Genomic DNA, 14269 nt, shown 5'->3' on the forward strand with positions numbered 1-14269 from the left:
ATAAAAATAGACAAACTCGATTTTCATCGAGTTTGTCTACAGTCTGAAACGGCCTATGATAAGGCCGTTTCTTTTTTTTCTTACTGTTCCGTTAAAATGATCGGATCTTCTTTTGTAATGACGAGGGTATGTTCATATTGGGCGGAAAGCTTTCCATCTGCCGTTCTCGCCGTCCAGCCGTCTTGGTCCATTTTCATATGCCATGTTCCTGCATTCAGCATAGGCTCGATCGTGATGACCATGCCCTCTTTTAAACGGGCACCTTTACCTGGCTTACCATAATGTAGGACGGTAGGGTCCTCGTGCATGGTTTTGCCGATTCCGTGTCCTGTAAAATCGCGGACAACAGAAAACTTTTCACCTTCTGCATATGACTGGATTGCATGCCCGATGTCCCCGAGACGATTTCCTGCCCGTGCAACTTCAATGCCTCTATATAAAGCATTCTTGGTTACATCCATTAAGCGCTGAGCTTCTTCGGAAACTTCTCCGACTGCATATGTCCAAGCTGAATCCGCCAAACCGCCGTTAAGGTTCACCACCATATCGATCGTGACGATGTCTCCCTCTTTTAGGGCTTTCTTTTGCGGAAACCCGTGACAAATCACATCATTCACTGATGCACATGTTGCATATTTATAACCGTTATAGCCCTTTTGTTCTGGGGTAGCACCATGCTCTGCCAAGTACTTATCGACAAATTCTTCGATTTCCCAAGTCGTGATTCCCGGTTTTATCATTTTTGCAATTTCTCTATGCGTCGCAGCAAGAAGTTTGCCCGCTTCATGCATCAAATTTATTTCTCGTTCACTTTTAATGGTTATCATGTAAAATCCTCTTTCGTTTTATAACTTATCTGCTTGAGACTCCTTATTTATCATATGCCTTTTTTTATATAAAAAGCAACCAAAAACCCGGTAAAAATCACCGGGTTGATGAATTCATGAAATTTTCTGTACCTGTAATTCTGATAAATTAAGCTATAAATTACAAAAGCCTAAAAAGGATCTAGCGATTACTTATTTACCCGATTGAATATTCCAGGTGTGAATCTATATAGGCCCGTGTGTATTAATTGGGTACAGTTTCCCATTCAATGCAAATGAAACTCTTCCTGTTTCCTCTGATACTACCAATACAAGGGCATCACTCCGTTCAGATAAACCTAAAGCAGAGCGGTGGCGTGTTCCCAGTTTCTTTCCCCCGGTTGACCTGTCTGAAAGCGGAAGGACATTTGCTGCGGAAACAATCTGATTTTGACTAACCAAAACGGCACCATCATGCAGTGGATTTCCAGGAAAAAAAATAGATTCCAATAAAGAATGGGTTAACTCCGCTCCTATTGAAATGCCGGGTTGAATCAATGAATCAAGGGGATCTCCCCGTTGAATTATAATCAACCCGCCATGTCTCAAATTCGATAAATTTTGAACGCAAGTTGATAATTCGGGATATTTGTCCGTAAATGGTGACAAATAACAGTTTAAATAAAATGTTGCTGCTTTCATATCAATGTATATGAATTTATCCTTTATTTTCTCGAAATTTCCAAGAAGACAATAATTTTCATCACCCATTGCTTCTAAGTTATCCTGTAATGCCGATATTACTTGGCGTATCTCCTCTTTTAACGTTTGTTTCATTGGTGAAAAATCACAATGGCCATTATTCACAGGCATGCACCTCCCTTTAATTATTCGACATCTTAATTGCCTCTAAAAGACCATGCTTATTTTCCCTAGCTTTATTTATCCCTTGTTCCATTAATAATTATGAATGTACTTAAAGTTTGTCTTCACGATAATTAATTATTCATCTTTACTATCAATCAGCAGTGACTTCACATTTTTTTATGTCATATGGACAAGTTAAGAGAATAGTTATATTAATGACCTGTTGATAGATATCCTATAATAAGAGGTGGTATAAGATGCCTTATGTAACAGTATTTGACCAAGGAACGTTTGAAGTTGAAATGGGAAAAAAATTAGTATTGGCATTGGAAGATAACGGAATAAATATTCTCCACCGATGCGGTGGGAAAGCTAAGTGTACAACTTGCAGAGTGGAAATATTGGCAGGTGATTTTTTGGAGGTCACACATAAAGAAAAAAAGGTCTTTGAGGAAAAAGGAATGGAAGATCATTTGCGTTTATCTTGTCAAATTTACGTGAATGGAGACATAACCATTCGGCCGATCAAAACGGTTGAGAACTCTGGACTTCCTGCTGGGCCAAGGCCTGAAGACTAACTAGTTACATAAAGAGGGTAGTTTTATCAAAAAACATCAAAACGACTAAAAATATTTTTTCTAGTCGTTTTGATGTTTTTTACCTAAAGCTAAATGATTTACTTTTTTTCCATGACCGCAAAGTAATTATCTTCATTATCAGCAAAATTGAAGACTCTTCCAGATGGCATATTTACAAGTTCTCCCACTTTGATATTTTTCTCCGAAAAGTCTTTATATAATTCATCAAGATTTTCCGAGTAAAACATTAATGAAGGTGTAGCAAGATTTAATTCAGGCTGCATTTTAGCAATGAATTCCTTATTATGCAGGATGATGCTCGTTTGTGCATCCTTTGTTGGGGCTATTTCAATCCATCTTAGCCCTTGGCCGTTATCTTCTTCAGAAATTACGCTAAATCCGAATTTTTCCGTCCAAAATTTCAATGACTCATCTTGGTTATTAACGTATAACATAATTTGACCGACTTTATTAATCATTGGCTTCTCTCCCTTTCTGCTTGTTCCGTAATTAATTGAATCGTTTATGTATAAGCATCATGCTGGTTGGAAAAATATAACTGATTAAATCGTATAATAAATGAAAGATTTAATCAATATTTACAAAAATTGAATTTTCCCTCTTTTGGGAAGATTTTTGAAAACCAACACAATTGTTTAAGGAAAGCAGATATCTCTTACGAATTTCGCTTAATTGTTTCTTCTACATATTCCAAGAAATCTATATGTGCCGAACTCCCTTCCAGATGTTGAGCTACCACAGTCAATGGCACTATAACTCTATCTCTCTTTTTGGAGTAAAGAAACGTCTCTGTTTTAATGCCCCTATTCACTTCAATCAAGTGCAGAAGAAAAATGATATACAGAATCATATTCATACCATTTATAATCTTGATATATATTCCTTTTTATAACTTCTCCAATATACGCACCTATCCTTACCACAAAATTATCAAAATGATTCTTTAAAAGTTCTCTCCCCATTTGAGTAGTGCCTAATCTTTTCGTATAAGCATCTATATAACGAATGCTTTCAATAGTAAAATCCAAATTTCTCTTTGTTAGGTTCTCTTGATCCCAATTGTCATCTGACACATCCTGATACATTAATTTCGCAATGCCTTTTAAATCATTTTTTATTAATTTAGTTTTATTTAAGGAACCGAACATATGACATTTCCCCTTTTTACTTTATCGATTTGTTAATTATACATTAATGGAATTGCTCCATTGTTTAGTAAAAAAGCTATGCAATCTTTATATTCAGGAATTTGCAGGACTTTTCGATTTTTCACAGAACTTCTATACAGAGTATTGATCAAAGGAGAGTGAAATGGTGGTTCTTTCGAAAGAGGGTTTGTTAAATATATTGGAAGGCAACAGGAGATTGACGTTGCGGGTGGTTGAAGCTTTCCCTGAAAAGGAATTATTCCATTATACACCGGCCGGGAAGCTTCGCCCTTTCGCAGAGATGGTTAAAGAAGTCATGAACATTGAGACTGGATATATGCGTGGAATTGCACTGGGTATTTGGGAGTTTCCAGATTCCTTTGCCGTAATTTCCACCAAAGAAGAACTCGTATCAGCATGCGAAGCAGTAAGGGATGAGACGAGGAAATTGTGGGAGGAAATGACCGAGGAAACGCTTGGAGTGGTTGAAAAAGATCCTTTTTTCGGTCCCTCACAAAGCCACTTTGATAGACTTCAATATGCCCTGGAAAATGAGATCCACCATAGGGGACAGGGTTATATTTATCTTAGAACCCTTGGAATTGAACCACCGGAATTTTTCGTAAGGTAATCATGCATTAAGTAATAAATTGGGCGCAATGAAAAATAAGAAAATAGGAGTGAGATACATGTCAGTTGATGCATATCTTAATTTTAATGGGAATTGTCGACAAGCAGTAGAGTTCTACGCAGAGGTTTTTGGAACGGAACAACCAAATATCATGACCTTTGGGGAAACACCGCCTAATCCAGAATTTCCCCTGCCAGAAGAAGCGAAAGATTTAGTCATGCATACAAGGCTTACTATTAATGGTAGTAATATCATGTTTTCAGATACTTTTCCTGGTATGCCTTTTGTAGAAGGAAATAATATCAGCCTTGCATATGTCGGTAATGATGTGGAGGAAATTAAATCGATCTTTAACAAACTAAGTGAAGGCGGCACGGTTGGTCTAGAGCTGCAGGAAACATTCTGGAGTAAAATTTACGGTCAGTTAACCGATAAATTCGGAATCCAATGGCAATTCAACTTCGAAAGCTGAGAAACGGAATTTGGATATAGGACTTTTCACGGTTGAAAAGTTTCTATATCCTTTTGTATTTCCATCACCTTGAGTCAAGGATATCGTAACAAGCAAAGGAAAAAGGGGATTAGTTAAATGATCGGTTGGAATACACAAAACACAACCTAACCATACATCATTATCTTGGTTCATCATAAATGGTGTATAGTAAAAGGGTACTTTCAAGGTATTTAATCTTATCGAATCCATTCTCATTTCCATGATCATATAGCAAGGGTGAAAACAAAAAAGGAGAAAAATGATGAAAAACAAAATTCAAAAAATCACAACTAACCTTTGGTTTGATTCACAAGCCGAAGAGGCGGCAAAGTTCTACACATCCATCTTCGAAAATTCTAAAATCGGAAGAATCACTAGCTATGGAAATGAAGGAAATCAAATCCATGGAAAGACATTGGGTTCAGTGATGACCGTGGAATTTGAATTGGAAGGACAAACATTCGTAGCATTAAATGGCGGTCCGCAATTCAAATTCACAGAGGCAATATCATTTATCATCCATTGCGAGGATCAAAAAGAATTGGACTATTATTGGGGGAAACTCTCAGAAGGCGGAGATGAAAAGGCGCAAGTGTGCGGTTGGCTGAAAGATCAATTTGGCGTGTCATGGCAAATCATCCCAGAAAACCTAACCGAGATGGTAAACGACTCCAATCCTGAAAAATCGGAAAGAATGATGAAAGCGCTGCTCCAAATGAAGAAAATTGACATTAAAACTTTAGAGCATGCGTATCAAGGATAAGTTCCAATAAACAACATTCTGGTAGTGAACGATTTTGAAATAGTTAAAGCCTAATTTCTCGGTACTTGTGAAATTAGGTTTTGAAATTTACCAATGTAGAAAAGAAACAAATGGCATAATGATCTAGATGGTTTTTAAGGGAGAAATAGAATGATGGACAAAATATTCACAACAGCACTTCAACGTGGCGATGAAATAATTGAAAGAAAAATCCGCTATGACTCTTTAGTTGTAGAACATACCTGTTTGCTGTTAAACGCACAAAATCAGCATGTTGTGCTTTTTCATGAAATCATGGATGCGTTCACGATGAAAGCGGGTCCTATAGAATTAAACATACCCATTGGAAGTTATACGATTGCTTATTATTGGAAGGACCGCCCTTATAATTTATACATTTGGAGAGATAATGAAGGCAATTATTTAGGTTCCTATTTTAATATTGTAAAAAATACATATATGGCTGATAAGTTGTTATCCTTTGAAGATTTGATCATTGATATCATGGTGCTTCCGGATGGGTCACATTTTATTTTGGACGAGGAAGAGTTACCTGTGCCCTTAGAGCAATTTGAGAGTGGTTCTGTTAAACAAGCCTTAAACTCTTTACTTGATTCCATTGATATCCTTCTTTCACAAATCATTGAGGAATCAGGGAAACTCTATAAACATTACGACCTCCTTCCATGGTTGAACAATAAATGACAATGGTTTTGATTCTTTGAACTCCGCAAAAGAGGTAGCATTACCATGAAAAAAAGCCTACTTCATTCAGTAGGCTTTTTGTTCCCCTCACTCACCATCAGCTTGAGCCGATATACTGTTGCCAAGCTCCTCAATGTTCTTAGATACCTTTGCACTGTATGAGTAGTCACCGTAACAATATGGGTACCGAAAATTATCCTTGTCCCCGCCGCAATCATAGAGCTTGGGGTTCTTTTCGACCTGAAGCATGGAGAACTTCTTCGCAAGCTCTTCATTATGCTTGCCCCCTTCATTCGCCACGAAATCAATATAACCAATTCCCATGTTATATGCTTGAATGATCGTGGCAAAATCCACGCCCTTTTCATTGCCATATTCATTGATCCTCTTAAAATGTTTCACCCCATACTTAATGCTTTCCGTTGGATCTGTGATTGTATTTGGATCAAGACCCGCTGACTCAGATGCCTGCATTGGGTCACCGCCCCGTCCTCGGCTTTCCTGCTGCATCAAAGCAATCAATGTCGAAGTATGCTCCTCAAGTCCGTATTTAGCCAACTCCCCTTGAAGAAGTGAGCTATACTTTTTTACGTTCGCGAAAGAATCAAGCTTATTTACTGATGTGGAAACATTTTCGGAATAGGGGGTTTTCATGATTTCCTTAATGAGCAAAAATGCAAAAACCAGGATAAATATGACAAAAACTTTCTTTGATTTCTTACGTTTCTTCTTCTTCACATTCTCTCTCCGATATCTCTAAGTTAATATATTTATATCTTAACAAATAGTAAGACTAATAACTATTTAGAATACCCAATTAAATGTTTTGCAAATGAGATTACCATGCATATTTTATCGAACAATGAGACACCCTATTGGTTGGAGGTGATATGTATGGACAAGAAGAATGAAAAAGAAGAAATCCTTGATGATAAAAAGAAAAAATATAGAAACGAGTTTGGAGCAGATCCGGATGAACAAGAAATGAACGGTCTGTATGGTATGTTGGAAACTGAATATGAAGATAAGCTTCATGATAAAGAAAAGTAACGATTGGCTTCTTAAATGTTTGTTAAGCGCCTTAATATGGCGTTTTTTTTTATGAGTTCCGTTACTATTCTAATGGTTCCTATTTCGTTTCATATGTTTTGATTTTTAAAGTTTGAATTCATTTGGTCATTAACTAAAAGGATACGATTAAAAAGGGAGTGACCTAATACTGTCACTCCCTTTACACGTTTAGTATTGTGAAGATTGTCCGCCATCAATCGGAATGACTGCCCCGTGATGAACTCCGATTCCCCTGATAATAGGAAGGCGACTAAACGGCCGACCTCTTCAGGTTTACCAAAGCGTTTCATAGGATTCACACTGATGAAATCCGCCATTGCTTCTTCCCAATTTTCCCCGCCTATTTGCCTGAATGAACCTTCTACCATTGCCGTTAAGATAACTCCTGGTGCAATGGCATTAATGCTGATTCCATATTGACCATATTCTATGGCAGCTGTTTTCGTTAAGCCTGCAACAGCATGCTTACTCGCAACGTACGCACTTTGGTTAAGCACAGCACGAATTCCACCTACGGAAGCCACGTTTACCACTGCCCCTGATCCTTGTTCTTTCATGATTGGCAGAATGTATTTCATACCATAGAATACACCATTGATATTGATGTCCGTTACTTTGTTGAAAACTTTGCTATCGTATTCAGCCATAGGGGCTTGTTTACCTTCAATACCCGCATTATTATAGAATGCATCGATTCTGCCATACTTGCTGACTGTTTTGCCTACATAGTTCTTTACTGCTTCTTCATCCGATACATCTGCAGTGACCAGAAGCACGTCCGCTTTTGGTGCAATTTCCAAGATTAATTTTTTTGTCACTTCCAAAGATGCATCGTTTAAATCAACTAATGAAAGTTTAGCCCCTTCTTTAGCCAATTCCAATGCGGCTGCTTGTCCTAAGCCTGAGCCTGCCCCAGTAATGATTACAACTTTGCCATCGAATCGTTCGCTCATTTGTCAAAACTCCCTTTTTAAGTTTTCTCGAAAATCCTTTGATTATAATTATCCTTTAAAGCTTAAGAATCCATCATCAACAGGGATGACCTGTCCATTAATGGCGTCCGCTTTTTCAGAGAACAAGAACGTTACAACTTCAGCAACTTTTTCTGGCTGAATCAATTTTTTCCTCATATGAAGCTGAGCCAAACTGTGCAGGAACTCTGGATCTTCACCAATGATCGGCGTTTCGATAAAACCTGGTGCAACGCCGACGACACGAATCCCATATTGCGCAAGTTCAATTGCACCGGATTTAGTCATGGCGATGACTGCAGCTTTTGCGGCATGGTAATTAAAGCTGCCAATTGAAACCATCGTCCCATATATAGAAGCAGTATTAACGATCGTTGCCCCAGTTACACCAAGCTCCACCATCTTCCTTGCTGCATAATACATGCCATAATATACGCCGTGTTGGTCAACATCAACAACTCTGTGGTATGATTCTGGATCCATTTCCAAAAATGGTTTTACTAGCCCAATTCCAGCGTTGTTGAATATGCCGTTGATGGTGCCATGATTGGCAATTGCTGATTCGACCATCGCTTCCACTTCTTCCGCTTTAGCTACGTCCACTTTCACAAAAGATGCCGTACCTCCCTTTTGTTGAATAGATTCAGCCGTTTCCTTAGCGGCAACATCATTATAATCAGCCGCTACGACAATAGCTCCCTGTTCAGCTAATTTATATGCCGTTTCCTTACCAATTCCGCTGCCCGCTCCTGTAATTATTATGACTTTTCCTTTTAAACTCATGTATGGGTCCCCCTTTAATAAAGATTTTTGCTTATCAGATTAAAATGGCCCCTCCGTCGATTACAAGTTCTTGACCAGTAATGTGGCTGGAAAGATCGGATACTAGATACATCATTAGATTTGCGATTTCCTGAGGCTCAGCATACCGGCCATCCGGAGTCGTTGCTTCCAACTGTTTTCTAGCCGTTTCTGCTGCCGCGGAATCACCTTGGCCAAATCCGCTTTCAATCGACCGCATCATAGCCGTGTTGACGACACCTGGGCAGACCGCATTCACCCTGACACCATGTGGAGCAACTTCGACACCAGCTGTTTTCGTCATTCCAAGAACCGCATGTTTACTTGCGCCATACGCCACCATGTTTGGCGTTGCCAGTAAACCCGCTCCAGAAGCTGTATTCACGACTGCCCCGCTTTTTTGTTCAATCATATGGGGCAATACATGTTTTAAGCCCAAGAAAACGCCGCGTACATTTATTGACATTAATTGATCGAAAACCTCAGTAGGATAATCGATAAGAGGCATTATTTTGCCTTCCCACCCGGCATTATTCAAGAAAATATCGATTTTGCCATAGGAATCTATCGTTTTTTGAACATAATTTTTAATGTCGTCTTCCTTTGTAACATCGGCCTTTACGAATTTCGCTTCGCCGCCGTTTTCTTTGATTTTATTTACCGTTAGCAAGCCAGCCTCTTCGGAAAGGTCTACAACAACCACTTTGGCTCCATTTTCTGAAAGTGTAATAGACGCTGCCCGGCCGATACCCCCGCCGCCGCCGGTAACAATTGCTACTTTTTCTGTAAAATCGAATGCTTGCATAATATTCTCCCTTTCTCCCTTTAATCTTGATGATGATATTCTTGTTTGAATACGATTACATCATAACATTAATTTTGTCGATTGTCGACAATTTGATTTTAGAGTCAAAGACTCTACATCACTCCACGACTCAAGGCTTCATGAATTTCATTTTTTGCTTTAACGAAATCATCTTCTAGAATGGCCTCAACGGACATTTTTAATCTGAAATGGAAGTTTTCCATCGTTTCCGTATTCCATTGACTTTGGGCAAAAACCATGAGAATATGACTGGCTTCTTCAAAAAATCTTGATAATGCTTTATTATTAGCGATTGAAAAAATATAGCGAAATATCTGTGTTGCCCTTTTCTGATACTCGATTACATTGCTATTTTCACACTCATCTGTCGCACTTTCCAAATGCCTTTGTAATGATTGTTTATATTCTGCGTGCCACTTCCCTTTGGAAAAATCAATGCCCATCTGGATCAGCCCGATCGTAACATCATTATATTCAATGATTTCCTTTTGTGAAAATGGCTTGACGATCGTTCCTCGCCGCGGCATCCTCTCAACAATACCGTCAACCTGCAATAGATAAAGGGCTTCCCGTACGGGTGCACGGCTAGTGTTCAATTCTTTGGAAATGTCTTCTTCGACGATTTTCTCTCCAGCTTCTATTTCACCTTCAATGATTTTTTTTAAAATGTGTTTAGCGATTTGTTGTGGTAACGATTCTCCAAAATAAATGCCATCTGTCAAATTGGAAGAATTTCCAAACATCTTTCAGCACTCCTATACATCTATAATTAATTTTAGTTCTTCTAGTATAACATAAGGATAGGAATTAACTTCCTTTATAAATCACATCCATTAATGGTAATCAACAAAAAAAAGCACATATAAAGAGCCCATTTAAGAAAGGGCTCCATGAGGTGCTTTTTTATTCGACTAGCCTCGGTTTCGCTGGATCGCAGTTTGGCTTTTCCATGTCTGTCGATTCAGCGAGTTTCGTTAAATAATAACATTCTTCGCGCCACATATGATCGGCCATTAATGGCGAAAGAGTTCCAAGAGCCTGCGCACTGAGGTCAAGCTCCTCCAATTCAAGCAGGAAGTGCTGGAAGAATTTAATTTCCAATGTGACGTCCGCATTCATTTTTTCCAATGCTGGGAATGTTGACAGATTGGTTCGTAAAAATCCACCCATTTCAACAGCTTTTAAATAAAAATCATTAAAATGTTTTTTATATTGCTCACTTTTCTCTTTTAATCTTTTTTCAACATCATCCATATTGGATGATATTGCACCTGCATGTCCTGCTGCATCTAGCAGCCAAAGCAAATGATGATGAAGTTCATGAAAAACCGGTGGCATTTGATTTGCATTGAAATATTTCAATAATCTTAAATATTCTTCTAATTCGTTCACCATATGATTAATGAATGAAGGTGAAAGATGTATCTTAATTTTACCTACCAGATGCTCTTTTATAAGACATAGCTTAAACTCCCGAAATCTTAATGTCTCTTGTTCTGCTGTGGCAGTAAGTTGCGAAATCTCTTCCGAATTGGCTTTACCAAGGAGAGTATCAAAAATTCGAATGAATTCTGAGGCAATTTCAATGTATTCCACTTCGACCGGAGCTAATGACTCATGGATGAACCTGCCATGGTCTCCTAAGATTTGCAGCCAAAACCGATGCTCGAATCTTGCTGTTTTCTCCAAAAACTCGTTCATTTGCTCTCCCCCATAATTTAAAGTATAAGAAACTCACTTATAATTTGTATTCTTAAACCTACAAACATATTAATATAAATTATATGGGGCGTAATCAATCTAAAATTGATTCATTAACCGCATGATTGTACATCGACCGAGACAAAATCCTGTCACATCCCCAGTGAGTCAAACGTGTTCATCCTTCTCCCAAAACGTTCATTTGTGTTCTAAATTAAATCTGTGGCAGTATAACTAAAAAACCAGTGTTCTTCGAGTGGTGAAATTTGCAAATCAGGTCGATAGGAGGAAGGTAGATTGTCAAAGGAATTAATGAAAAAGCCTTTCCCATATTCCTTGTCAATGGTTTAATCACTCTTTAAAACCAAAGCATAAAATACATTTATACATTTGCAAAGGAGATAATTCCATGAACCATTCATACCAAGACGCACTAGCCATTATTGGAATCGAAGGGGCACACCCTGGTGGATTTGAACTGACTAAGCAACTCTTAAAAAATGAAAAAATCGATCATTCGTCAAAAATCCTTGATGCCGGATGCGGAACTGGGCAAACCTCAGCTTTCTTGGCAAAAACGTTCCTTTGCCGAGTATCAGCGCTTGATCATCACCCTGAAATGGTGAAACATGCAAAAAAAAGATTCCAACAAGCTAACTTAAGCATCGACCTATATGAGCATTCAATAGAAGAACTGCCTTTTGACGATAATTCTTTTGATTTGATCATAGCCGAATCAACGACTGCATTCACTGATATACAAAAATCACTCAGTGAATTTTACAGGGTCCTCAAACTAAAAGGAACTTTGTTATCCATTGATATGACAGCGGAAGCCAGCCTTGATTCTGCCTCAAAAAAGGAAATCATGAACTTTTATCATTTAAGAGAATTATTGATGCAATCCGAATGGTTAAATTCCTTCCGACAAAACGGATTTTCAGATGTAAAAATCTTGAGATCGAGTACCGTCTTAGAGGAATTAATGAATTCTTCAGCTCCAAATAGCCCCCTTCAGCCTTTGAATGAATCTTTGGAACGAGTCATGGACGAACATTACCGCCTCATTTTTTCTTACGGAAACAACCTCGGTTATAGAGTATACAGAGCTAGTAAAAAGTAATCTCCAGATTCAAAAGATACGGAATTTGTTTTTATACACGGGTTACTGAATATAGCAATTATGAGCACAATGAAAAAACCTAGAACAAGTTCAAGGTTTAAAGGAATGATAATATAGTCTTAGGCTATGATCCGTACACAATTTCGGCCATTCTTCTTTGCGGCATATAAGGCTTGATCGGCCAGTGGCATCAATGTTTGGATGGAATGGCCTCGATCTCCAGCTTCAATTGATGCATGAGTCACACCGAAACTGCAGGTAACGGAAATCTTCTCTCCATTAACCTCTGAAATACTTTCAGAAACCTTTTCCCTTATAACATCGGCCAACTCATATGCAGTGGGTAAAGCGGTATTCGGCAAACTTACGATAAATTCTTCACCACCATAGCGCCCCAATAGATCTCCTTCCCGAATATATTCTTTTGCAGTATTTGCAACATGCATTATGACTGCATCCCCTGCTTCATGTCCAAAAGTATCATTAACATTTTTAAAATGATCGATATCAAACATGATGATTGAAACACTGCCGCCTTCCCTGCTTAGAGCATCGAATAAAATTTCCGATTTTTTGATGAAAAATGTTCTATTCAATATTTGGGTTAATCCGTCCAAGCTGGCAAGTTGTTTCAACTTTTCCAGCATGAGCACTCTTTCAGTTACGTCGGCGAAGGTAATGATCTGTCCGATAGGCAGGTTGCTTTTATTGAACACGGGTGAAAAACCAATATGGTAATGTACCATATCACCATTTATGCTGCATGTAAAATCACTGTCTTGCTTAAGGTCGATTATTTCCCTAAGATGCTGATTCCCATTTAGCAAACTTGTAATCGATTTACCTATAGTATGTTCATCCAACAAAGGTATGACTTTGCGCATTCGATGGTTATAATCAACAATCAAACCCTGTTGATTTAAAACGATGACACCCTCTTTCATACTTTCAAAAACCGTTTCCCTGGCGATCGGTGCTACATTGAACATTTGAAAAGTCAATAGTGCCGCACCATGAAAGATAAACGTGATACTCATGGATACAGGACCAAGATCGATACCATATGAGCTTAATCCATTTATATAATAGTAATTTGCTAATATAGGAATAAGCAGACCTGCCACCATCATTGATATTTGCATCCTGAATCTGAATGAAGAATTTTTCAACTGCCTTAGCAATATGATTATACTTATCATCACACATAAAAAAAGAAACAGGGAGTGAACGTAAAACCAAGGGCCGCCCACCAGTTTAATTATTGGAAAAGGGCTATCGCCTCTCAATCCCATTGATTTGTAATAAAAGTGATGAGAATCATTTGTATAATGCATGAAAATGGTGATGAACGGTATGATGAAGAGTGCATATTTCCATACCTTCTTGATTCTATGCCCTATATATTCTATGCACATCAACAAAAGGAAGACTGGAATGAAAGGCAAGGCCAAGTACTCGACCCTTAACCAGGATATGATTTGTTCCAAAGATGTACTGGAAAGTTCTAAAGCATAGGAAAAAGTAAAAATGGAAGACAATAATGTCACGATAATATAGGGTTTTGCTCCAGGTGCATCCTTGATCTTTAATAGTGCAAATAAACACAGGAACAAACTTAAAGCACCTGCCAATATAATAACGAGTATGTATAACGATAATTCCCGTGGCATTGCGAATCAACTCCGTTTAACAAAAAAATACTTTTTTCGTATATTATATAGCACTTTATGACTAGGTGACTAGCGTTTATTCGGGGAATTCTGA

Annotated in this window: 18 protein-coding genes; 7 read left to right on the forward strand and 11 right to left on the reverse strand. The window is 38.2% G+C overall.

Annotated elements, in window-relative coordinates:
- Window positions 1-80 precede the first annotated feature (80 nt).
- Both map and cdaS read right to left on the reverse strand, forming a co-directional pair.
- Window positions 81-827 carry a type I methionyl aminopeptidase gene (gene map, locus ADA55_RS17930; protein WP_048686380.1) on the reverse strand — a complete coding sequence of 249 codons (747 nt, stop codon included), beginning with the start codon at window positions 825-827 and terminating at the stop codon, window positions 81-83.
- Window positions 828-1052: 225 nt separating this feature from the next.
- Complete coding sequence (cdaS, locus tag ADA55_RS17935) at window positions 1053-1673, reverse strand: sporulation-specific diadenylate cyclase CdaS (RefSeq protein WP_204375309.1); 621 nt, start codon at window positions 1671-1673, stop codon at window positions 1053-1055.
- Window positions 1674-1930: 257 nt separating this feature from the next.
- On the opposite strand from cdaS, the gene ADA55_RS17940 reads away from it, so the two are divergent.
- Window positions 1931-2251, forward strand: coding sequence for a 2Fe-2S iron-sulfur cluster-binding protein (locus ADA55_RS17940; protein WP_048686384.1), 321 nt, complete (start codon window positions 1931-1933; stop codon window positions 2249-2251).
- Window positions 2252-2349: 98 nt separating this feature from the next.
- Here ADA55_RS17940 and ADA55_RS17945 read toward each other — a convergent pair whose 3' ends face one another.
- Complete coding sequence (locus ADA55_RS17945) at window positions 2350-2730, reverse strand: VOC family protein (protein ID WP_048686386.1); 381 nt, start codon at window positions 2728-2730, stop codon at window positions 2350-2352.
- A gap of 354 nt (window positions 2731-3084) precedes the next feature.
- Window positions 3085-3420: a hypothetical protein gene (locus tag ADA55_RS17950; protein ID WP_048686387.1), complete on the reverse strand. Its 336-nt coding sequence runs from the start codon at window positions 3418-3420 to the stop codon at window positions 3085-3087.
- A gap of 163 nt (window positions 3421-3583) precedes the next feature.
- Here ADA55_RS17950 and ADA55_RS17955 point away from each other — a divergent pair, with 163 nt between their 5' ends.
- The 4 genes from ADA55_RS17955 to ADA55_RS17970 all read left to right on the forward strand — a co-directional run bounded on the left by ADA55_RS17955 (window position 3584) and on the right by ADA55_RS17970 (window position 6012).
- Entirely contained in the window at window positions 3584-4051 is a 468-nt protein-coding gene (locus ADA55_RS17955; protein ID WP_065421185.1) for a DinB family protein, read from the forward strand.
- A 58-nt stretch (window positions 4052-4109) separates the two neighbouring features.
- The gene (locus ADA55_RS17960; protein WP_048686391.1) at window positions 4110-4523 is read left to right on the forward strand and encodes a VOC family protein; all 414 of its coding nucleotides are present in this window, start codon (window positions 4110-4112) and stop codon (window positions 4521-4523) included.
- A 283-nt stretch (window positions 4524-4806) separates the two neighbouring features.
- Window positions 4807-5307, forward strand: coding sequence for a VOC family protein (locus tag ADA55_RS17965; protein ID WP_048686392.1), 501 nt, complete (start codon window positions 4807-4809; stop codon window positions 5305-5307).
- Window positions 5308-5460: 153 nt separating this feature from the next.
- Window positions 5461-6012 (forward strand): DUF402 domain-containing protein, encoded by a 552-nt coding sequence (locus ADA55_RS17970; protein WP_048686461.1) that lies wholly within the window; start codon window positions 5461-5463, stop codon window positions 6010-6012.
- Between the two features lie 87 nt (window positions 6013-6099).
- Here ADA55_RS17970 and ADA55_RS17975 read toward each other — a convergent pair whose 3' ends face one another.
- Window positions 6100-6750, reverse strand: a complete 651-nt coding sequence (locus ADA55_RS17975; RefSeq protein ID WP_048686395.1) for a lysozyme family protein — start codon at window positions 6748-6750, stop codon at window positions 6100-6102.
- Window positions 6751-6906: 156 nt separating this feature from the next.
- Between ADA55_RS17975 and ADA55_RS28700 the strand changes: the two genes are divergently transcribed.
- Window positions 6907-7062, forward strand: a complete 156-nt coding sequence (locus tag ADA55_RS28700) for a DUF4021 domain-containing protein (RefSeq protein ID WP_082609346.1) — start codon at window positions 6907-6909, stop codon at window positions 7060-7062.
- 89 nt (window positions 7063-7151) lie between these two features.
- On the opposite strand, the gene ADA55_RS17980 is transcribed toward ADA55_RS28700, so the two are convergent.
- The 5 genes from ADA55_RS17980 to ADA55_RS18000 all read right to left on the reverse strand — a co-directional run bounded on the left by ADA55_RS17980 (window position 7152) and on the right by ADA55_RS18000 (window position 11382).
- Entirely contained in the window at window positions 7152-8036 is an 885-nt protein-coding gene (locus ADA55_RS17980) for a glucose 1-dehydrogenase (protein WP_204375308.1), read from the reverse strand.
- Between the two features lie 48 nt (window positions 8037-8084).
- Window positions 8085-8837, reverse strand: coding sequence for an SDR family NAD(P)-dependent oxidoreductase (locus tag ADA55_RS17985; RefSeq protein WP_048686397.1), 753 nt, complete (start codon window positions 8835-8837; stop codon window positions 8085-8087).
- A 34-nt stretch (window positions 8838-8871) separates the two neighbouring features.
- The gene (locus ADA55_RS17990; RefSeq protein WP_048686399.1) at window positions 8872-9660 is read right to left on the reverse strand and encodes an SDR family NAD(P)-dependent oxidoreductase; all 789 of its coding nucleotides are present in this window, start codon (window positions 9658-9660) and stop codon (window positions 8872-8874) included.
- A 113-nt stretch (window positions 9661-9773) separates the two neighbouring features.
- Window positions 9774-10424 carry a GntR family transcriptional regulator gene (locus ADA55_RS17995; RefSeq protein WP_048686401.1) on the reverse strand — a complete coding sequence of 217 codons (651 nt, stop codon included), beginning with the start codon at window positions 10422-10424 and terminating at the stop codon, window positions 9774-9776.
- Window positions 10425-10584: 160 nt separating this feature from the next.
- Window positions 10585-11382, reverse strand: a complete 798-nt coding sequence (locus ADA55_RS18000) for a DUF2935 domain-containing protein (RefSeq protein WP_048686403.1) — start codon at window positions 11380-11382, stop codon at window positions 10585-10587.
- 409 nt (window positions 11383-11791) lie between these two features.
- Here ADA55_RS18000 and ADA55_RS18005 point away from each other — a divergent pair, with 409 nt between their 5' ends.
- Complete coding sequence (locus ADA55_RS18005) at window positions 11792-12505, forward strand: class I SAM-dependent methyltransferase (RefSeq protein ID WP_048686405.1); 714 nt, start codon at window positions 11792-11794, stop codon at window positions 12503-12505.
- A gap of 119 nt (window positions 12506-12624) precedes the next feature.
- Here ADA55_RS18005 and ADA55_RS18010 read toward each other — a convergent pair whose 3' ends face one another.
- Window positions 12625-14175 carry a histidine kinase N-terminal 7TM domain-containing diguanylate cyclase gene (locus ADA55_RS18010; RefSeq protein WP_048686407.1) on the reverse strand — a complete coding sequence of 517 codons (1551 nt, stop codon included), beginning with the start codon at window positions 14173-14175 and terminating at the stop codon, window positions 12625-12627.
- Window positions 14176-14269 lie beyond the last annotated feature (94 nt).

Source organism: Bacillus sp. 220_BSPC, from assembly GCF_001054655.1.
In the GTDB taxonomy this organism is placed as follows: Bacteria; Bacillota; Bacilli; order Bacillales; family DSM-1321; genus Peribacillus; species Peribacillus frigoritolerans.